This window comes from Burkholderia sp. IDO3, from assembly GCF_003366075.1.
In the GTDB taxonomy this organism is placed as follows: domain Bacteria; phylum Pseudomonadota; class Gammaproteobacteria; order Burkholderiales; family Burkholderiaceae; genus Burkholderia; species Burkholderia anthina.
Genome location: NZ_CP028962.1, coordinates 2,734,644 through 2,754,952, shown reverse-complemented (window position 1 = coordinate 2,754,952; position 20,309 = coordinate 2,734,644). Strand labels below are relative to the sequence as shown.

The 20,309-nt window shown below is 68.9% G+C and carries 19 protein-coding genes; 8 read left to right on the top strand and 11 right to left on the bottom strand.

From position 1 onward, the window contains the following. Positions 1–76: 76 nt before the first annotated feature. Positions 77–1,585 (bottom strand): PLP-dependent aminotransferase family protein, encoded by a 1,509-nt coding sequence (locus DCN14_RS12635; protein ID WP_096507741.1) that lies wholly within the window; start codon positions 1,583–1,585, stop codon positions 77–79. Between the two features lie 123 nt (positions 1,586–1,708). Between DCN14_RS12635 and DCN14_RS12630 the strand changes: the two genes are divergently transcribed. After that, the gene (locus DCN14_RS12630; RefSeq protein ID WP_096507740.1) at positions 1,709–2,347 is read left to right on the top strand and encodes an FMN-binding negative transcriptional regulator; all 639 of its coding nucleotides are present in this window, start codon (positions 1,709–1,711) and stop codon (positions 2,345–2,347) included. A gap of 73 nt (positions 2,348–2,420) precedes the next feature. Here DCN14_RS12630 and DCN14_RS12625 read toward each other — a convergent pair whose 3' ends face one another. Then, positions 2,421–3,002, bottom strand: coding sequence for a thioredoxin family protein (locus DCN14_RS12625; protein WP_096507739.1), 582 nt, complete (start codon positions 3,000–3,002; stop codon positions 2,421–2,423). Between the two features lie 221 nt (positions 3,003–3,223). Here DCN14_RS12625 and DCN14_RS12615 point away from each other — a divergent pair, with 221 nt between their 5' ends. Both DCN14_RS12615 and DCN14_RS12610 read left to right on the top strand, forming a co-directional pair. Then, the gene (locus DCN14_RS12615; RefSeq protein WP_096507738.1) at positions 3,224–3,964 is read left to right on the top strand and encodes a response regulator; all 741 of its coding nucleotides are present in this window, start codon (positions 3,224–3,226) and stop codon (positions 3,962–3,964) included. After that, positions 3,961–5,283 (top strand): ATP-binding protein, encoded by a 1,323-nt coding sequence (locus DCN14_RS12610; RefSeq protein WP_096507737.1) that lies wholly within the window; start codon positions 3,961–3,963, stop codon positions 5,281–5,283. Before DCN14_RS12615 ends, DCN14_RS12610 begins: the two co-directional genes overlap by 4 nt. A gap of 48 nt (positions 5,284–5,331) precedes the next feature. Here the strand turns inward: DCN14_RS12610 and DCN14_RS12605 are convergent, their stop codons facing one another. The 3 genes from DCN14_RS12605 to DCN14_RS12595 all read right to left on the bottom strand — a co-directional run bounded on the left by DCN14_RS12605 (position 5,332) and on the right by DCN14_RS12595 (position 7,368). After that, entirely contained in the window at positions 5,332–5,940 is a 609-nt protein-coding gene (locus tag DCN14_RS12605; RefSeq protein WP_096507736.1) for an alpha/beta fold hydrolase, read from the bottom strand. Between the two features lie 53 nt (positions 5,941–5,993). Beyond that, the gene (locus DCN14_RS12600) at positions 5,994–6,728 is read right to left on the bottom strand and encodes a metallophosphoesterase family protein (RefSeq protein WP_096507735.1); all 735 of its coding nucleotides are present in this window, start codon (positions 6,726–6,728) and stop codon (positions 5,994–5,996) included. A 106-nt stretch (positions 6,729–6,834) separates the two neighbouring features. Next, positions 6,835–7,368, bottom strand: coding sequence for a GNAT family protein (locus tag DCN14_RS12595; protein WP_096507781.1), 534 nt, complete (start codon positions 7,366–7,368; stop codon positions 6,835–6,837). Between the two features lie 238 nt (positions 7,369–7,606). Between DCN14_RS12595 and DCN14_RS12590 the strand changes: the two genes are divergently transcribed. The 4 genes from DCN14_RS12590 (at position 7,607) to DCN14_RS12575 (ending at position 12,774) form a co-directional block, all read left to right on the top strand. Then, on the top strand, positions 7,607–8,353 hold the full coding sequence (locus DCN14_RS12590) for a hypothetical protein (RefSeq protein WP_096507734.1): 747 nt from the start codon (positions 7,607–7,609) through the stop codon (positions 8,351–8,353). Between the two features lie 269 nt (positions 8,354–8,622). Continuing rightward, entirely contained in the window at positions 8,623–9,816 is a 1,194-nt protein-coding gene (locus tag DCN14_RS12585; RefSeq protein ID WP_096507733.1) for a porin, read from the top strand. Between the two features lie 89 nt (positions 9,817–9,905). Further along, positions 9,906–10,337: a GFA family protein gene (locus DCN14_RS12580; protein ID WP_096507732.1), complete on the top strand. Its 432-nt coding sequence runs from the start codon at positions 9,906–9,908 to the stop codon at positions 10,335–10,337. Between the two features lie 514 nt (positions 10,338–10,851). Beyond that, on the top strand, positions 10,852–12,774 hold the full coding sequence (locus DCN14_RS12575; protein ID WP_096507731.1) for an SMP-30/gluconolactonase/LRE family protein: 1,923 nt from the start codon (positions 10,852–10,854) through the stop codon (positions 12,772–12,774). A gap of 25 nt (positions 12,775–12,799) precedes the next feature. Here the strand turns inward: DCN14_RS12575 and DCN14_RS12570 are convergent, their stop codons facing one another. From DCN14_RS12570 to DCN14_RS12545, 6 genes are all read right to left on the bottom strand, one after another. Continuing rightward, positions 12,800–13,732, bottom strand: coding sequence for a c-type cytochrome (locus tag DCN14_RS12570; RefSeq protein ID WP_096507730.1), 933 nt, complete (start codon positions 13,730–13,732; stop codon positions 12,800–12,802). Then, entirely contained in the window at positions 13,729–14,412 is a 684-nt protein-coding gene (locus DCN14_RS12565) for a c-type cytochrome (protein WP_096507729.1), read from the bottom strand. The genes DCN14_RS12570 and DCN14_RS12565 overlap by 4 nt, the downstream gene beginning before the upstream one ends. Positions 14,413–14,465: 53 nt before the next feature. Further along, complete coding sequence (locus tag DCN14_RS12560) at positions 14,466–15,518, bottom strand: substrate-binding domain-containing protein (protein ID WP_096507780.1); 1,053 nt, start codon at positions 15,516–15,518, stop codon at positions 14,466–14,468. Between the two features lie 8 nt (positions 15,519–15,526). Next, on the bottom strand, positions 15,527–16,318 hold the full coding sequence (locus tag DCN14_RS12555; protein ID WP_096507728.1) for a transcriptional initiation protein Tat: 792 nt from the start codon (positions 16,316–16,318) through the stop codon (positions 15,527–15,529). A 215-nt stretch (positions 16,319–16,533) separates the two neighbouring features. Further along, positions 16,534–17,814 (bottom strand): MFS transporter, encoded by a 1,281-nt coding sequence (locus DCN14_RS12550; protein WP_096507727.1) that lies wholly within the window; start codon positions 17,812–17,814, stop codon positions 16,534–16,536. Positions 17,815–17,950: 136 nt separating this feature from the next. Next, entirely contained in the window at positions 17,951–19,414 is a 1,464-nt protein-coding gene (locus DCN14_RS12545) for a mannitol dehydrogenase family protein (protein ID WP_096507726.1), read from the bottom strand. 158 nt (positions 19,415–19,572) lie between these two features. On the opposite strand from DCN14_RS12545, the gene DCN14_RS12540 reads away from it, so the two are divergent. Continuing rightward, positions 19,573–20,304, top strand: coding sequence for a GntR family transcriptional regulator (locus DCN14_RS12540; RefSeq protein ID WP_096507725.1), 732 nt, complete (start codon positions 19,573–19,575; stop codon positions 20,302–20,304). Positions 20,305–20,309 lie beyond the last annotated feature (5 nt).

Here is a 20,309-nt window from a genome sequence, read left to right as displayed (position 1 = left end):
AAGCGGGGCAACGCGGCAGGGCAGTGGATGGAAGCGGCGCGATCCCGGCACGCGACACATGTGCGCCGACCACCTTTTACGGCTGGCGCGGCCGCGACTGCGCTGACGAAACCACCTCCGCGAGCCGCTGCGCGGCCGCCTCCATGCGTTCGCGATCGAACCCGCCGAAGCCGAGCACGAGCCCCGGCCGCGCGGTGCCCGGCGCAAACATCGGCGACACGGCGCGCACCGCGACGCCTGCTTGCGCGGCGCGCGCGACCACGTCGAGATCGTCGATCCCTTCGGCGAGCCACAGCACGACGTGCATCCCCTGATCGCCCGGCTGCACCCACGCGCGTTCGCGCGGCAGCCGCGTGCCGAGCGTGTCGATCAGCAGCGCGCGCTGCGCCGCATAGACGCCGCGCACGCGGCGAATGTGGCGGTCGAGATGCCCTTCGGCGATGAAGGCGGCGAGCACGTGCTGGTCGGCCGTCGGCGCATGGCGGTCCATCAGCACGCGCGCGCCGCAGAACGCGGGCACGAGATCGTCGGGCACGATCACGTAGCCGAGCCGCAACGACGGAAACAGAATCTTGCTGAACGTGCCGAGATACACCACGCGCTCGGGATCGAGCCCCTGCAGCGACGGGAACGGATAGCCTTCGTAGCGCAGCTCGCTGTCGTAATCGTCTTCGACCACCCATGCGCGATGCGTGCGTGCCCACGCGAGCAGTGCATTGCGGCGCGCCATGCTCATCGGCATGCCGAGCGGGTACTGGTGCGACGGCGTGACGAATGCGGCGCGCGCGTTCGGCGCGAGCCGGATGCCGGCTTCGACGTCGATGCCGTCGGCGTCGACCGGCACGCGGACCGTCGCGTCGCGCCGGCCCGTGCTTTCGAGCAGCGCGGTGATGCCGCGATAGGCCGGATTCTCGACCCACGCGCAATCGTCCGCGCCGAGCAGCACCTGGCTCGCGAGGTGCAGCCCCTGCTGCGTGCCGCTCGTGATCACGACCTGATCGGCGCTGCAGCGTACCGAGCGCGAGCGGCGCACGTAGTCGGCGATCGCTTCGCGCAGCGGCAGCGCGCCTTGCGGATCGGCATAACCGGACGGGGCACCGGCGCCGCGGGCGCGCAGGCGGTTGCCGAGCCGGCGCCAGATGTCGTCGGGCGCGGTGAGCCCGATGGGCACCGAGATCGCGAACGGCACGGCCGGCAGCGGGCGGAATTCGCGGGCGATCCGCGCGAAGGTCGCGGCCGGCTCGGGCAGGCCGGTGGGCGCCGGCGGGGGGCGTACGGCCGTGCGCGCGGGTGCGGCCGGCGGCGATGACGCCGCGAGCGCGTGGGCGATGCGCGTGCCCGCGCCGCCGCGCGACTCCAGGAAGCCTTCGGCGACGAGCTGCGCATACGCGTCGACGACGGTGCCGCGCGCGACCTGCAGCGCCGCCGCGAGCAGCCGCGTGGAAGGCAGCGTGTCGCCGGGCCGCACGTCGCCGCGGCGCACGGCTTCGCGCAACGCCTGCGCGAGCTGGCGGCTCAGGTCGCCGGCCGCGCGGTCGAGCGCGCCGAGCGACGGGATTTCGACGATCCGGGCCGTTCTTGGCATGATTCTGGTCTGTTGAAAATGTTCCAAACCGGCTCTACAGCATAAACCAGTTTGCGCTCACAATCGTTGCATGACGGGCCGGTGCCCGACCCATTTCAAACCCCGCACGACCGTGGAGCCGACATGTACGTCCCCGCCGATTTCAACGAGCCCAACCCCGACGCGCTGCGCGAGCTGATCGTCCAGCATCCGTTCGGCACCCTGATCACATATGGGCAGAACGGACTCGACGCGAACCACCTTCCGTTCGAGCTGTTGCCGGGCGACGGCGGGCTCGGCGAGCTGCATGCGCACGTCGCGCGCGCGAATCCGGTGTGGCAGGCGGCCGCGAACGGCGACGAGGTGCTCGTGATCTTCCGCGCGGGCGACGCGTACATTTCGCCGACCTGGTATCCGAGCAAGCACGCGACGCACCGGCAGGTGCCGACGTGGAACTACGTGGTGGTGCATGCGCACGGACGCATCACGGTGCGCGACGACGAGAAGTTCGTGCGCGGCGTGGTTGCGCGGCTGACGCGCACGCACGAGGCGTCGCAGCCGGTGCCGTGGAAGATGGGCGATGCGCCGCAGGATTATCTCGACACGATGCTGCAGTCGATCGTCGGGCTGCAGATCGAGATCACGCGGCTGGTCGGCAAGCGCAAGCTCGGGCAGAACAAGTCGGCGGCGGATATTCGCGGGGCGGGCGAGGCGTTGATCGCCGACGGCAACGTCGCGATCGGCGAAGCGATGCTGGCGGAGGCCGACGCGAAGCGCGAGTGAGCCGCGCGCAACACGTCGCGAATGTGAATGAATCGCGCGGGGGCGCATGCGGCGCAGCCCCCGCGGCCGCGCGTTATTGCGTGCGCGGCGTCCCGGCGGCTTCTTCCCCCGCCTGCGCCAGCGCCCCCCGAATCGCCGCCTCCGTCTTGTCGTACCCGCCTTCGCCATAGCGCGTATAGACGACCTTCCCGCTCGCATCGATCAGGTACAGCGCGGGCCAGTACTGGTTCCCGTACGCACGCCACGTGTCGTAGCGGTTGTCCTGCGCGACCGGATACCGGATGCCGAAGCGCTTGATCGCATCGGCGACGTTCTTCGGGTCGCGCTCGAACGGATACTCGGGCGTATGCACGCCGACCACGGCGAGCCCCTGGTCGCGATATTTGCGGTCCCAGTCCTTCACGAACGGAATCGTATGAATGCAGTTGATGCACGAGTACGTCCAGAAATCGACCAGTACGACCTTGCCGCGCAACCGGTCGAGCTTGAGCGGCGCGCTGTTGTGCCAGCGGTCGATGCCGGTGAAATCGGGCGCCGGCGTGCCGGCCGGCGAGGTCGTCATTCCCGCGTCGTCGCGGGTGCCGGCGAACGCGGCGATCCCGGCCGTGGCGGCGAGGGCGATGACGACGGCGGCAGTCTTGAATCGGGGCAGCATGGCGTTTCTCCGGTTCGGCCGGCCGTCGCGCGAATGCGTCGGCCGGGCGGGTTTCGACAGCCCTCATTGGGCCGCGCCGACGTATCTGCGATGTGTCCGGCGAACCGCGCGTGTGCAACGTTGTGTGTCGCCACGACGGCGCGATACATTGGGATACAACCGCGTGCCCGCGCTGCGGTATAAAAGCGGCATCGCCCGCCGCCACATCACGACACCGACTCATGGACAAGATCGACCACGTACTGATCGTCGACGACGATCGCGCGATTCGCGAACTGATCGCGGACTACCTGGAGAAGAACGGCATGCGCGTGTCGCTCGCCGCGAACGGCCGCGACATGCGCAACGTGCTCGACGACGGCGCGCCCGACCTGATCGTGCTCGACCTGATGCTGCCCGGCGAGGACGGCCTCGCGCTGTGCCGCGATCTGCGCGCCGGCAAGTTCCGTACGGTGCCGGTGCTGATGCTCACCGCGCGCGGCGAGGAAACCGACCGCATCATCGGCCTCGAGATGGGCGCCGACGACTATCTCGCGAAGCCGTTCGCGGTGCGCGAGCTGCTCGCGCGGATCCGCTCGGTGCTGCGTCGCGCGCGCATGCTGCCGCCCGGCATGCAGGTGACGGAGACGGCCGGGCTGCTCGCGTTCGGCGAATGGCGGCTCGATACGACGGGGCGCCACCTGCTCGATGCCGAAGGCACGCTGGTCGCCTTGAGCGGCGCCGAATACCGGCTGCTGCGCGTGTTCCTCGACAATCCGCAGCGCGTGCTCACGCGCGACCAGTTGCTCAACCTCACGCAGGGGCGGCAGTCCGATCCGTTCGACCGGTCGATCGACCTGCTCGTGAGCCGGCTGCGCCAGCGGCTGCGCGACGGCGCGCGCGAGCCGCGCTATATCAAGACGCTGCGCAACGAGGGCTACGTGTTCTCGTCGGCCGTGACCGCGGTCGAGGGCGACGCATGAGCGCGCGCGCGCCGTTGCACTGGCCGCGCTCGCTGTTCGCGCGGCTCGCGCTGATTCTGTGCGTGGGCCTCGCGCTCGCGCAGACGCTGTCGTTCTGGCTCACCGTGACCGAGCGCGACCAGGCGACCACCAACCTGATGATGGGCTACATCGAGCGCGAGGTCGCGAGCTCGGTCGCGCTGCTCGATCACCTGCCGCCCGACCAGCGCGCCGCGTGGCTGCCGCGCCTCGCGCGGCGCAGCTATGCGTTCATCCTCGGGCCCGGCGAGACGGGCACGCCGCCGGAGGCGCGGCTGTCGGCGCGCGTGGAGCGCTCGATCTCGGACGGCATCGGCGGCGCATATCCGCTGACCGCGAACGCGATCCCCGGCGATCGCGAGCATCTGCAGGTGCATTTGCGCCTGACCGACGGCTCGCCGCTGACGATCGACATCCATCCGATGTCGACGGTGCCGCTGTCGGGCTGGCTGCCCTACGTGCTGGCGGTGCAACTCGCGGTGCTGGCCGCGTGCTGCTGGCTCGCGGTGCGGCTCGCGACGCGGCCGCTGAACCAGCTCGCGCAGGCCGCCGACGCGCTCGGCCCCGACCTGAAGGGCGAACGCCTGACCGAAGACGGGCCGTCCGAAGTCGCGCGCGCGGCGCGCGCGTTCAACGCGATGCAGGACCGCATCGCGCAGTACATGGCCGAACGCATGCAGATCCTCGCGTCGATCTCGCACGACCTGCAGACGCCGATCACGCGGATGCGGCTGCGCGTCGACACGATGGACGACGACGTGCAGGGCGCGAAGCTGCGCCAGGACCTGCTGGAGATGGAGCATCTGGTGAAGGAGGGCGTCGCGTATGCGCGCACGCTGCACGGCACCGGGGAGGCCGCGCGCCGCATCGATCTCGATGCGCTGCTCGACAGCATCGTGTGCGACTATACGGATGCGGGGCAGGACGTCGCGCTGCACAGCGGCGGCCCGCTCGCGCTGACGACGCGGCCGAAGGCGCTGCGCCGGATCGTCGGCAACCTCGTCGACAACGCGCTGAAGTTCGCGGGCGCGGCCGAGATCGCCGTGCAGGCGGCGCCGGGCGGCGGCGCGGTCATTGCGGTGCGCGATCGCGGGCCCGGCATTCCGGACGATCAGCTCGACGCGGTGTTCGAACCGTTTCGCCGCGTGGAGACGTCGCGCAATCGCGAGACGGGCGGCACGGGGCTCGGCCTCGCGATCGCGCGCCAGCTCGCGCTCGCGATGGGCGGCACGCTCACGCTGAGCAACCGGCCGGACGGCGGCGGGCTGGAAGCGCGGTTGACGCTCGCGAACGCGGCGTGACGCGTTGTTGCGGGCGTCGAATTCACGCCCGCGGCAACGCGCTCGCGCTCATCGCTGCAAATGCGCGTCGACCAGCGGCGCGAGCGTGTCCGCATGGACGGCCGCGAGATCGTGCCGGCCGCCCGGCACGACGTGCAGTTGCGCGTCGGGCAGCCGGTCGAGCAGGCGCTCGCCGGCCGCGACCGGGCTGATCGGATCGTCGTCGCCCCACAGCAGCAGCGTTGGCTGCGCGATGCGGCCGATGTCGTCCGACAGGTCGGCCCAGAACGTCATGAACCAGTCGGGAAGCTGCGGGTTCGCTTCCGCAAAACCGGTGCGCCAGTCCTGCGCGCCGAGCCCCTGCATGTCGAGGCCGCCGGACGTGACCGTCAGCACGAGGTGCGTGACGTATGCGGTGCGCTCGAGCGCCGCGCGCATCGCGATCACGCCGCCCATCGACTGCGCGATCACGGCGGTCGGCCGGTCGATCGCGGCCAGCACGTGACGCACGAGGCCGTCGAAGTCGTCGACGGCCGGATCGCGCGGCGTGTCGCCGAAGCCCGGATACGCGACGATCCGCCGCTCGGCCGGATGCGCGAGCCGGTTCGCGAGCGGTTGCCAGAAGGCGGTGCTGCCCGATGCGCCGGGCAGGAAGAGCAGTTGCGACGGAACGGGCATGGCGGGTCGGTTTTCCGGGGAGCGAAGCGGGAGGAAGGGCCGGCGGCGATGCGTCAGCACCGGCCGGTGCGCAGCGCGACGGTCCAGTCGTCGCGGCCGCGCGTTGCCGCGGTGGCGGCGGCCGTGTGCCAGTCGTATTCGACCGCATGGAATTCGGCGTGCCAGCCGGACGGCGTGCGCGACACCATCGCATAGCGCGCGTGCGGCGAGCCGGTTTCGATCCGGTGCGGATACGGTTGATCGTCGGTGTACGCCTGCAGCCCGACGCTGCCCGGGTTGACGATCAGCCGCCCGTCGTCGAGCTTCGCCATGCGCGGCACATGCGTGTGGCCGCACAGGATCAGCGACGCGGATTCGTCGCCCGCGCGTTGCGCGATTTCATCGGGCGTTGCCGCGCGGCAGCCGTCGGGCGTGACCGTCTCGAGGAAATAGATCAGGTCGCTGGCGGGCGTGCCGTGCACCAGCAGCACGTCGTCGCCGAGCGTCAGGCGTTCGGGCAGCGCGGCGATCCATTGGCGATGATCGTCGCGCAGCGTGTCGTGCGCCCAGCGGTCGGACAGCCGCATCGATTCGCGCTCGCCGGTCAGCAGTTGCCGTTCGTGATTGCCCTTGATGGTCGGCAGGTCGAGCGCGATCAGGCGGTCGGCGGTTTCGGCCGGGTGGAGCGCGCCCGACACGATGTCGCCGAGATTGACGATCAGGTCGGCGCCGCGGCGGCGCACGTCGGCGAGCACCGCGTCGAGCGCGGCGAGGTTGCCGTGGATGTCGGACAGTGCGGCGATCTTCATGGTGGAAAAGTCGATGCGGGGAACGGCGATTGTCGCCAATTCGGCGCGCATCGTCCAATCGCGTCGACGGCGCGCACACGGGTGTTGTGCATCGCGAGCCAGTCCGTCAGTCGGTCGCGAGGCGCGCGTATATCGCGAAGTCGCCCGGCACGCCGCGCACCATCCGGTATGCGCGCAGCACCCCTTCGTACCGGTAGCCGCATTTCTGCAGCACGCGCGCGGAGCCGGCGTTGCTGTTCAACACGACGCCCTGGATGCGCATGAAGCCTTCCGCGAAGGCCCACGCAGTGACGCTCGCGCACAGCGCGCTCGCGATGCCGCGCCCCCAGTGCGACGGTGCGATGTCGTACGCGATCTCGGCCGTGCGGTTCGCGGTGGACACCGTATGCAGCCCGATCGTCCCGGCGAGCGCGCCCGATGCATCGTCGACGATCGCGAGACGGCGGATCGAATCGGGATGAACGGATTCGATGCCGTCGAACAGCGGCAGCAGATCGTCGCGCGTATGCAGGTTCCAGCTCGTGTGGCGCACGACGTCCGGGTTCGACAGGTAGGCGTACCACGCGTCGAGGTCGGCGCGGTCGAGTTGCCTGAGCGACAAGCCAGGAAAACCGGCGCGGGGCGGTGCGTCGATTCTCATCGCGTACCTGTTGCGAACGAGGCGGCGTGCATGGCTGAATGCTCCGGCGATGTTGTTGCAGCAGAAAAATCGGCTGGCAAGCGCCACCCCCTCGATCTCGAACAAGGTGACGGAGCGCGCGTTGGCTTCCACGCCCTGCTAATTCTAACGGGTGATCGAGCGTTCCGAACTTGTGTAAGGTTTTCTGCGGCAGCCTCCCATTGCGCGTGGGGATCCTCAATCAAGAACGGAGTTTCGGATGAGTGACGTCGTGGAAAAGAAGGTCGAAAAGAAGCATGTGCTGGATTGGCCGTGGCCGGTCATCGTCTCCATGCTGGGGCTGGTGTTGCTCGGCATTGCCTATTCGTCCGGCGATGCCTATTACAAAGGACTGCTCGCGAGTTTCTGGATAGATTACGACGCGTTCCCGATTGATAAGTCGCGGCACCTGGTGCTGTCGGTCTGGAGTGCGTTGAACGCATCGATCGGTGTTCAAAACTGGCTCGGCTCAAACAAGAGCACGCTCTGCTTCGTGCTGTTGTTTCTGCTGATCTACTTCGCCGTTTGTGTGACGCTCGAGAAGTTTCTTCGCTGGGTCATCGAGAAGATCGGCAAGCGGAAGGACGGCTCGACGAGGTCGTTCAACCTGCCACCGGCCCTCAAGCGATATCGCGACTTCGTACTTTGGTCGCTGTTCTGGGGCATCAACGTAACGTTGCTGGCGATCTTCCTGCCGGTGGTTGCGTCGATACCGTCCGGCATCGGCGAGGCCGTCGGGGCAAGCGTGGCGACCGATATGAAGCAGGACTTCGACAAAGGGTGTGAAAAATCGAGAACACGCTGCCAGGTTCTATTGAAGGACGGAAAAGAGGTCGCTCGTGGCTATGTGGTCGTGCAATCGCCGTCGCGTATCGCGATCTACCTGGGCGGGGCCGTGCGCCAGATGCAGTTGGACGGCATCGAAGTGCGGACGCTCGAACGTTCTGCCGCTCCCGCCAGGAACTGACGTAGCACCGAGTCGCGGGCATTTACCCGGCGGCCGATTATCTCGATATTGGCAAGAGGCTGTTTTCATTATTGCGCTTTCGAACGGAACCGGTTCCAACTACCATGGCGGCGTCGCGGCGGGCAGGGCTGCCGCGGCATCGCGCGCGTATCGCACGGGCGCGTCCCCGCGTGCGGGCACGGCCGGCCTCGCCCCGTCGGCGGATCTCGCCGACCGCACGCGCTACTCGCACAGAACAACGGGCCGAGCGCCCGGAGACGCTAAAAGCCATGAACAAGCAACTGATCGCAGCACCGCTGCTGCTCTCGCTCGCGGGCATCGCCTCCGCACAAAGCTCCGTCACGCTGTACGGCATCGTCGACGCGGGCGTGACTTACCGCAGCAACGAACGGGTCGGCTCGCCGGGCGCCTACACCGGGCATTCGGATGTCGGCCTGACCACCGGCAACCTGTCCGGCAGCCGCTGGGGCATCAAGGGTTCCGAGGATCTCGGCGGCGGGATGCGCGCGCTGTTCGTGCTCGAGAACGGCTTCGACATCACCAACGGCACGTCGGGCCAGGGCGGCCGCCAGTTCGGCCGCCAGGCGTTCGTCGGCGTCGGCAGCGACCGCTACGGCACGATCACGCTCGGCCGCCAGTACACGTCGCTCGACGACTTCGTGAGCCCGGTCGGCCCGTCGTCTTTCATCGGCGGCTTCGGCGCGCATCCGGGCGACATCGACGACCTCGACCAGACGGCGCGTGTCGACAGCTCGATCAAGTACACGAGCGCGAACTACGCGGGCTTCACGTTCGGCGCGCTGTACGGCTTCGGCAGCCAGCCGGGCAGCATGAAGCAGCGCAACACGTGGAGCGTCGGCGCGGCGTACGCGGCGGGGCCGCTGCGCGTGGGCGTCGGCTACGAGCGCTCGGACAACAGCAAGACGGGCGCGACCGACCCGACGTCCGGCACCTGGCAGAGCACCGACGACGGGCTGTTCAACTCGTCGATCAACGAAGGCTACGCAAGCGCGCAGTCGCAGCAGGTCATCGCGACCGGCGCGACGTACGACTTCGGCCCGGCCGTCGTCGGCGTGAACTACAGCAACGTGCAGTACCGCAGCGGCGCGCAGTCGCTGTTCAGCGGGCATGCGACCTTCAACGTCGCGGGCGTGTTCACGCGCTGGAACGTGCGGCCGCAGACGCAGCTGTTCGCCGGCTACAGCTACACGCGCGGCAGCAGCGTCGACGGCATCGACGACCGCGCGCAGTATCACAACGTCACGCTCGGCGCGGTGTACGACCTGTCGCAGCGCACCAGCGTGTATCTGCTCGGCGCGTACCAGCACGCGTCCGGCACGACGCTCGACGCGCTCGGCCAGCCGGTGGCCGCGACCGCGTCGGTGTCCGACAAGGCGAACGGCCACTCGTCCGACTCGCGGTCGCAGGCGATCGTGAGCCTCGGCCTGCGCCAGAAGTTCTGACGCCACGCGCGACCGGCGGCCCGCCCGGGAGGCGTGGCACCGGTCGCGCGGCTCGCCTCTATACTGTCGCCTCCCTTTCTGGAGGCGACATGACCCGAACCCGTTCCGCGAGCTGCCTGTGCGGCGCCGTCACCGTCACGCTGCACGGCGAGCCGGCGGCGCGTGCGAATTGCCACTGCGCGACATGCCGCGATTTCTATGGCACGCCGATGCTGTCCGCGACCGCATGGCAGCCGGAGCAGGTGTCCGCCACGGGCGCCGACGCGACGTTTCCGCATCCGTCGAAGTCGATGTCGCGCACGTGGTGCCCGGCGTGCGGCGAGATCGTGTTCGGCACGAACCGGCTCGGCATGCGGGTCGTGCCGAACAGCCTCGCCGCGCGTGCGCATGGCGGGCAACTGCCCGATGTACTGCAGCCGACGATGCACCTGTTCTACCGGCAGCGCGTGATCGACGTCGTCGACGCACTGCCCAAGTATCTCGACGGCTGGGACGGCCCGACGCTCGACAGCGCGCACTGATCCGCACCGGCTGCACGCGCGGCCGGCGTGCGGCCGTCTCTTCGCTCGCCGCATACACGGCACCTTCCTCCGCGGCCATTGCCTCGCGCGACGCATCGCATTACTTCACCTCTTCACGATTTCCGCAGTCACCCGGCACGCGTCGCGCGCATTCGGATGCGCAATGCCGAATGCGCGGACATTATTTTTCCTCTTTCATTTCAATTTCGATTTGTAATCATCGAGGCGATTTGCCGGCAATGAAAAAGCAATGCGTATGTATCAGAAAAAATGACGCGCCCGCATTGAATGATCCGGAAGAAAATTCCGGGAAGTTCAGGCTCCGGACGTGCCGTCTGACGGCGCGTAGCGGTGCCATTCCCGGTCTTGCACTGCATCGGTGAAAACAGATTGCGCGGTAAAAGAACGTAACAGTTAATTCGCGGCGGGATTGAACGGGATTTTTAAGAAATCACCAATGTTTCATATGCGGCGAATTACAGTATCGAGAAACAATCGTCCGGGAGCATCATTCATGTTAGTGAAACGAATCCGCGCAGTATTGCCCGGAATATGCATTGCCATGCTGGCGTCGGTGAGTCACGCGCAGACGTCGTATTCGACGGACTGGCTCGCCAACACGTTCGGCACGCTGAGCACGCACGTCGGCAACGGCGCGCGTTCGCTGTGGGTCGCGCCCGAGGGCGTGATCTACACGGCGTCGCGCTGGGACGAGAACGCGGGCGGCGTGGCGATCTACCAGAACGGGCAGACGCTCGGCACGATCGGCATTCACGACGAATTCCAGGGCGGCGCGATCACGGGCAACGCGACGTCGCTGTTCGTCGCGCTCGGCTACAACCGCACGTTCGGCAGCGGCTCGGTGGGGCGCTACAACCGCGGCACGAACCAGCGCGACCTGCGCATTCCGGTCAGCACGTGGACGGGCATCCAGTACGCGGACGTGATCACGGGCCTCGCGACGGGCGGCAACCTGCTGTACGTGAGCGACTTCTACGGCAACCGCGTGCGCGTCTACACGACCGACGGCGTGTGGCAGCGCGACATCGGCGTAGCGGGGCCCGGCGCGCTGGCGCTCGACGCGTCGGGCAACCTGTGGGTCGCGCGCCAGAGCGCCGGCGTGGTCGCGCAGTTCAGCCCGGCCGGCGCGGCGATGAGCACGATCCAGATGGCCGCGGGGGCGCGGCCGGCGTCGCTGTACTTCGATGCGCCGAACGGGCGACTGCTGGTGGGCGACGAAGGGCCCGACATGAACATCAAGATGTACACGCTCGCCGGCCAGCCGACGCAGGTCGGCACGTTCGGCGTGCAGGGCGGCTATCTCGACACCACGTCGGGCATCAAGGGGCAGGTGGGCGACAAGCGTTTCACGCGCGTCGCGGGCATCGGCAAGGATGCGGCCGGCAACCTGTACGTGCTGAACAACGCGTGGGGCGGCGGCTGGGATCTCGGGCGCAACGGCAGCACCGACCTGCATGCGTACGGCCCGACGGGCGCGCTGCAATGGAAGCTGCAGGCGCTGAACTTCGAGGCGATCGCCGCGCCGGACCCCGTCACCGACGGCACGTTGTTCTACAGCGGCAACAACGTCTATACGGGCACGGCGGGCGGCACGTTCGTCGCGAACACGGTCGATCCGTTCACCTATCCGAAAGACCCGCGCCTCGACATGAACGACTACCAGCGCGGCCAGCATTTCGGCCAGCTCGCGATGGTGGGCGGCAACCGGATCCTCGTCGCATCGGGCCAGAATCCGGGCAACTTCAACTTCTATCACTTCAACAGCGCGAGCGGCTACATCGCGATTCCGGACGGCTCGATCCCCGGCAAGCCGTTCAACACGAACCTGCAGGTGACGGCCGGTTTCGCGATCGACGACAACGGCGACGTGTGGGCCGGGCTCGACCGCACCAACACCATTTCGCACTATCCGATGACCGGCTTCGACGCCACCGGCAAGCCGTCATGGGGCAAGCCGGCGCAGATCCAGATTCCGCGCACCGTGCTGCCGCTCACGCGGATCATCTACCAGGCCGACAGCGACACGATGATCCTCGCGCAGGGCATCTCGGGCAGCTGGGACTGGACCGCGATGAACGGACACATCGAGGTCTATCACGGCTGGAAGGGCGGCAACACGAGCGCGCCAAACCCGGTGATCGACCTGACGAGCGCGAACCCGAAGTCGATCGCGGCGGCCGGCCACTACCTGTTCGTCGGCTACGTGCACACGGTGCCGAACATCGACGTCTACGACCTGAACACCGGCAACCTCGTCACGACGCTGACGAACTCGAACACGTCGGCGATGGACGTCGGCAACGACGTCGACTCGATGTACGGCGTCCGTGCGTACCTGCGCTCGACCGGCGAATACGTGATCACGAAGGACAACTACAACGGGTCGAGCATCGTCGTCTATCGCTGGCATCCGTGACCACGCAGGCCGCGCCGCTCGCGCGTCACGGCGCGCCGAGCACGCGGCCGTTCACCTCGCGCCCGTACATCGAGTCGGGCGTGTCGTGGAACTTCGCGCGGGTGTCCTGCACCGTGCCGGTGAAGCGCGGATCCTGCGGGCGCTCGTGGCTGTCCATGAAGGTTGCGACGTCCCACGCCTGCTGATCGGTCAGCGTGCCGCCGAGCCCGAGCGGCATGTTGGCCTTGATGAAGCCGGCGGCGTTGCGGATGTCGCCCATCCCCGCTCCCCAGTTGAACGAGCGCGCGCCCCACAGCGGCGGGAACGCCGGCTGACCGCCGCTCGATTGCCCCTGGCCGTCCGCGCCGTGACACAGCGCGCAGTGCTGCGAGTAGACGGCGGCGCCGCGCGCGTAATCGGCCTTCTGCGCGGGCGGCGGCAGTTTCGGGAAACCCTGTCCCGGCAGTTTCGTGCCGACCGGCGCGCCTTTCGCGAGCCAGTACGAATAGGTTTCGAGCGCGACGAGGACCGGGTCGCCGGCCGGCGGCGCCTTGCCGTTCATGCTGTAGCGAAAGCACCCCTGCAGGCGTTCGGCGAAGGTGTTCACGTGCCCGTTCTTGCTGCGGTAGGCCGGATACAGCAGGTACGCGGCCCACATCGGGCTCGAATCGGGGCGGCGGCCCGCATCGAGGTGGCAGCTCGCGCAGGTCAGCTTGTTGCCGACGTACTTGCCCGCGTATTCGGGCGTGTGGAGGAAGATCTGTTCGCCGAGCTTCACGGTCTTGCCGAAGTCGTCGGCGGGAAGCGCGGCTTCGGCGGGCGGCGTGAACGGCTTCGCCGTGGCGGCGGGTTGGGCGGCCGCCGGTGCGGACGCCGCGGCCGGCGTGTCCTGCGCGGCCGCGTACGCGAGCGCGGGCATCCAGGCCGCGCCGAGCAGCGCGGCGCGGGCGCGGCGGATCAGCTTCGTGCGGTCGATCATTGTTTGTCTCCGGTCGTGGCGCCGCCGCGCGCATAGTAGGCGGCCACCGCGTCGATATCGGCATCGGACAGCTTGCCGGCGACCATCGGCATCAGCGCCATCGGCCCCGGGGCACGCGTGCCGTGCTTCCACGCGTTCAACTGGCCGGCGATGTACGCGGCCGGCTGGCCGACGAGCGGCGGAAACGCGGTGCCCACGCCAAGGCCGCCCGCGCCGTGGCACTGCGCGCACGCGGGCAGGCCGTCCGACCAGCGTCCGCGCGTCGCGAGCCATGCACCGGTGTTCGCCGGCTCGATCGACGCGGTGCCGGCTGCGATCGCGGCCGGCGCGGGCAGGCTCGCGAAATATGCGGAGACCGCGTCGCGCTCGTGCGCCGACAGCAGTTTCGCGAGCGGTTGCATCACGGGATTCTGGCGGCTGCCGTCGGCGAACGCGGCCAGTTGCGCGGACAGGTACGCGGCATGCGTGCCGGCGAGCCGCGGAAAGCCGGCGGCCGCATTGCCTTCGCCCTGCGCGCCGTGGCAGCCGATGCATGCGGCCACGCCCGTGGCCGAGCCCTGTGTGGCGAGCGTCTTGCCGAGCGTCGCGTCGTCCGCGTACGCGCGGCCGGCCAGCAGCGCCGCGGCGGCGAGCAGCAGCGGCGCGAACGGGCGTCGCGGTGTGTCGAACGAATCGTTCACGTGTCCCCTCCTTGTTGTCTGTCTTGTTGCGCGCGCAGCCGTGCCGCAGCGCGTCAGCCCGCGTCGGGCGGGGCCTGCTGCGGCGCGACAGGCGGTGTCGGTGCGCTCGCGTCGTAGCGGCCGAAGCCGTAGCGCTCGAAGATCCGGAACGCGTCCGGCGACCGGATGAACGCGAGCCACGCGCGCGCGGCTTCCCGGTGCGGCGCATTTTTGACCATCGCCCCCGCGTAGATCGCCGTCGTATTGTGCGCGGATGGAATGTCGATGTGCATCAGCGGATGCCCGACCTGTTCCTGGAGCGCGGCTTCCGATTGCCACAGCACGCCGGCGTCCGCGCGGCCCTGCATCAGGAACAGCGCGGTTTCGCGATGATGGATGTGCGTGAGTTCGGTCGTGCCGTCGCGCACCTTGTCGTCGTAGACGGTGCGCGCGAGCGCATCGCCGCCGGCTTTCACGAGCGACGCGCGAATCTGCCGCGCGACGCCTTCGAATGCCGGGTTCGGCATCGCGAGCTTCACGTCGGGCCGCGCGAGATCGTTCAGCGACGCGATGTGCTTCGGATTGCCGGCGCGCACCATGATCGTCAGCCGGTTCGTCACGTACGGCACGGCCGGGCCTTCGAGCGTGCCGTTCGCGATCAGCGCATTGACCTTGCCGAGCCCCGCGAAATACGCGTCGGGCCTGACCGTCCACGTCATGTTGCCGACGGTGATCGTGCCGCCGGCCTGCATCTGCTTCGCGAGCAGGCCCGGCGGGATCGTTTCCCAGTAGATGCGGCCGCGGTATTCGGGATGGTCAGCCTCGAACTGCGCGACGAGCGGCGCCATCGCGAAGAAATAGTTGCCGCCGACGTACAGCACGAGCTTCGGCGCGGTGAGGTCGCCGTGGAAGTCGGCGAGCACGTCGACCTGCGGCACCGTGAATTCGAGGCCGCGATGTGCCGCGTCGTTGTTGCGACCGTCCTGCCACGGCGGAAAGACGCTGTCGCCCGTGGCGGCCGGTGCGGCGAGCGATACCGCCGACGCGCAGCAGAGCGTGGCGAGCGCGACAGGCAGCGCGGCGCGCCAGCGGCGTCGCGACGGCGAATGCGTGGGGATCGATGTCATCGTGCGCGTCACTTCGCGTAGGTGAAACCGGCCAGCTGCAGCTCGGGCAGCGTGCCGACCGCGCCCGGCGTGACGATGGCGGACGGAATCACGTGATTGGTCAGGTCGGCCGCGAGCGCGTCGAGCGGCAGCTTGTCCGGGTTCGCGTTCGCGCCGTCGAGCCGTTGCGCGAGTTCCCAGATGGCGTTGTGGCACGACAGGAACACGACGCCGCGCTGCAGCAGCGCCGCGATGCTGTTGTCGTGCGATGAGAACGCGCCGTCGGCCAGCTCGTGATCGCTGGGGTCTTTGGCTTGCGCGGGCTTCGCGGCGAGCAGCGTGTTGGTCGCGAATGCGGCGCCGGCGAATGTCGCGAGACCGTATTTGTCCCACGCCGTCTGGTCGAACAGCGCGAGATGCGCGGTGCCGTGCGTGGCCGACACGACGAGGAAGTCCGGATGACGGAACGACCAGATCTGCGCGTTCAGCGCGTTGCGCATCAGGTTCAGCCACGGGCCGCCGAGCTCGGTGTTGTCCCATGCCTGCTTCGGGCCGCCGCGATAGCCGATCACCTCGGTGAGCGCCGCGTGATCCCACTGGTCGGGCCGTTCGAGAATCATCGGCACCGTCTTGAAGTCACGCCGTCGCGGCGCGGCCGCCAGGCGGCGCGTGAGGTCGGCGAGGCGCGTCGCGCCGCCGGGCAGCAGCGCGCCGGGTTCGGGCGTCGCCGCCTGCGCGACGCGCGATGCGCCGAGCAGCGCGGAACCGGCCGCGAGGCCGAGGGTCTTGAGCGCGTCGCGGCGCGCATGCCGGTCGGACATGGAGCTCTCCCGATATCGTTTTTGTTGGGGGCGTGCCGCTGCGCCGTGCCGCGGCGGAGCATGCCATCGCGCTGCCAGTCTAGAGGCGCGCGACCGATAGCGGAAATCGCGATATCGGATGGGAGATATTCGAGGGTCCGATGATTGGCTGACACGACCGCGCGGCGCGACGCCAGCGAATGCGGCTTCGCGCTGCGCGGGACAACGGCGCGACGTCAGTGTGCGGCGCGCTCGCGCAGCACTTCCGACGGCCGCGCGTTGCGCACGAACACGCCGGCCAGCACCGCGCCCGCGAGTGCGATCGCGCCGGCCAGCACGAACGCGGACGCGAACGAGCCGCTGCGATCGACGATGAAGCCCGTCACGGCCGGCCCGATCACGCCCGACAGGCTGCCCATGCAATGCAGGAAACCGCTGACGCCGCCGACGCGGGCCGGATGCACGACGTCCTGCACGATCGCCCAGTAGATCGCGCCGGTCACGTACAGGAAGAACAGCGATACCGACATCAGCGCAACCGCGCCCTGCGTCGACTGCACTGCGCCCGCGACGGCCACGCACGCGCCGGCGCCGAGCAGGCAGGTGACGAGCACGATCCGGCGCGACAGCAGCAGGTTGCCGGTGAGCCGGTAGAGCGCATCCGAGATCGCGCCGCCGCATGCGAGGCCGACCGTGCCGACGAGCCAGGGCACGACGGTGGCCACGCTCATCTCCTTGATGTTCAGATGGTGCGCGCGCACGAGGTAGCTCGGGAACCAGCTCAGGAAGAAGAACAGCACGTAGTTGTAGCTGAAGAACGCGGCGGCCGTCGCGAGGATGCGCGGCTGGCGCACGTAGTGCGACAGCGTGTGCGCCGGGGTCGCCGCGCCGGCAGACGCCGCGTGGGCCGACGCCGCGGCGGGCGCGCCCGGTGCCGCGTTGACCGGCGTAGCCGGACGGTCCGACGTCGACATCGTCCACGCGACGACCCACGCGAGCCCGATCGCGCAGACGATCCAGAACGCGGGCCGCCAGCCGAACTGCGCGGCCAGCAGCCCGACGATCGGGCCGGCGATCGCGCCGCCGAGCGGCGAGCCGGCGCTGAGCAGCCCCATCGCGGTGGCGGCGGCGTCGCGCGGCAGCCAGTTGTTGACCATCTTGTTCGCGGCCGAGCACAGCGGCCCTTCGGCCATCCCGAACAGCAGCCGCACGATCAGCAGGCTCACGAAGCCGACGGTCAGCGCGGTCATTCCGCAGAACACCGACCACAGCCCGACCGACAGCACGTACACGAGCTTCGGCCCGAGCCGGTCGGACGCGAGCCCGCCGATGAAATTGAACAGCGCATAGCCGACGAAGAACGTGCTGAACACGAGGCCCATCTGCGTGGCATCGATGCCGAGATCGGTCTGCACGATCGGCGCCACGATCGACAGCGCCACGCGGTCGAGATAGTTGATGCCGTACACCAGGAACAACAGGAACACCGTGAACCACGCCTGCGACTTCTGCTTCATCTCCGTCTCCTTCGTGCCGGTGGGCCGGCCATCATGTTCGTGTCTCGTTCTCGTCGATCGTCCGCCGCGTCGGCAACGACGTCGGCGGGCGGGGGCATTGCGCGGTTCGCACGGCTGCGGCGAACCGGGCGGGTGTTCAGCGCGCGTGCAGCGGCGCGAGCAGCGCGTCGGTGCCGTGCGCGCGCAGCGTCGCCAGATGCATGCCGACGCGGGCGATCAGCGCGTCGGGCCACGCGACGTCACCGGCGAGCGCGGCGCTGCCGAGCGCGGCCCGGACCGCGCCGGCGGCATCGCCGGCCGCCGACAGCGCCGCGCTGAGCGCGGCCGCGCCCGGATCGCTGATCGTGAGCGCGCGGCCCGCTTCGTCGCGCGCGGTGGCGACGTAGTGCAGCCAGAGCGCCAGCGCACGCTCCAGATACGGCCGTTCGATGCCGGCCGCCGCGCTTTCGCCGAGCGCGGGCAGCCAGCGCAGCGGCACCTTCTGCGTGCCGTCCATCGCGATCTGTTCGGTGCGATGCGCGAGCACCGGATTGCGAAAGCGCTGCACGAGCGTCGCGCAATAGCCGCGCGCGTCGTAACCCGGCGGCACGTCGACGGTCGCGAGCAGGTCGCGCGTCATTACGCCGTCGACGAGCGCCGCGATGCCCGGATCGGCCATCGCATCGGACACGGTCGCGCGTGCGCGCAACTGCCCCGCATACGCGATCGCCGAATGCGAGCCGTTCAGCAGTCGCAGCTTCATCGTTTCGTACGGCCGCACGTCGGCGACGAGGTACGCGCCGGCGTCTTCCCAGCGCGGGCGCGGCCCGGCGAAGCGATCCTCGATCACCCATTGCGAGAACGGCTCGCAGACGATCGCGGCCGCATCGCGCGCACCGAGATGCGTTTCCGCCCAGTCGAGCGATTCGGGCGTGGCGGCCGGCACGATCCGGTCGACCATGCTGTTCGGGAATGCGACGTCGTCGCGGATGCGCCGGGCGAGCGCGCCGTCGACGTGTTCCGCGTAGTCGATCAGCAATGCGCGCAGCGTGTCGCCGTTCGACGTCATGTTGTCGCAGCACACGATGCTCAGCGGCGCATGCGCGGGCCGCAGCCGCAGGCCGGCGGCGATCACGCCGAGCGCGGTGCGCGGGGTATCGGGCGTCGCGAGATCCTGCTTGAGCGCGGGATCGTCGAGATCGAGACCGCCACCGGGCCGGCGGCAATAGCCTTTCTCCGTCACGGTCAGGCTGACGATCGACACGGCCGGATCGGCGATCAGCGCCAGCAGCGCGGGCAGCGATTCGGGCGCGAACAGCGCGCCGTGCACCGCGCCGACGATACGCGTGCGCGCGCCGTCGCCGTCGCGCTCGGTCACCGTGTACAGATGATCCTGCGCGGCGAGCAGGTCGACCGTATGGCGCCGCCGCAGCTCGACGCCCACGATCCCCCAGCGCAGGTCGCCCTGTTCCAGCACGGTCTCCGTATGGAGCGCCTGGTGCGCGCGATGAAACGCGCCGAGGCCGAGATGGACGATGCCCGTGCGGACCGCGTGCCGGTCGTAACGGGGGCGGCGCGTGCCGGGCGGCGCGGTGCGCAGGAAATCGGGGGCGGATGACATGACGATCTGAACGGGTTTGTACCATGGTAGATGGTGGAGTCCGTGCAGATTATTTCGAGTTTATCGATGAAGTTATCGGTGTAAACGCTATATCGCCCGAATCGGATCGCTTCTGTACCATGGTAGTTATCGATATCGAGTCGGATCAAGCCACCACCATGAGCGAAACGGCAGCACTGGAAGAAGAGGACGTCGTCGTTACGGCGTTGCAGGGGTTCTCGCTGGACGAGAGCCGGTCGTATACGGAGCAGGTGCATGCGCTGCTGCGCCACGCGATCGTGCGCGGCGCGCTGCCGCCGCGCACCGCGCTGTCGGAGGCGGTGATCTCCGCGACGATCAAGGTCAGCCGCACGCCGGTGCGCGAGGCGTTCGCGCAGCTCGCCGACGAGCGGCTCGTGCAGATCATCCGCAAGGTCGGCACGCTGGTCGCGCCGATTCCGGTGTCGATCCTCGAGGAAGGGCGCTTCGCGCGCAGCACGCTCGAATGCGCGAACCACGTCGAGCTCGCGCAGAAGATCACGCCGGCGCAGCTCGCGGAGCTGTCGCGAATCATCGATGCGCAGCGCGACGCGGTGGCCGCCGGCGACGTCGAGGCGTTCTTCGATCTCGACGAAGCGATGCACGGCCGGATGTTCGCGTTCGCGGGCCGGCCGCACGTGTGGGAAATGCTGCAGCCGATGAAGCGCCAGTTCGACCGCGTGCGCTGGCTGCTGCTCGATCGCGTGGAGGATCACGCGCGCCGCGCGCTGCAGGAGCACGAGCAGATCCTCGCGCACATCGCGTCGCGCAACATGGCGCTGCTCGGCGCGTCGGTCGCGATGCACGTCGACCGGATCGGCTCGCATCTGCCGGAAGTGCGCAGCCGCGCGCCGCATTACTTTGTCGACTGAAACGC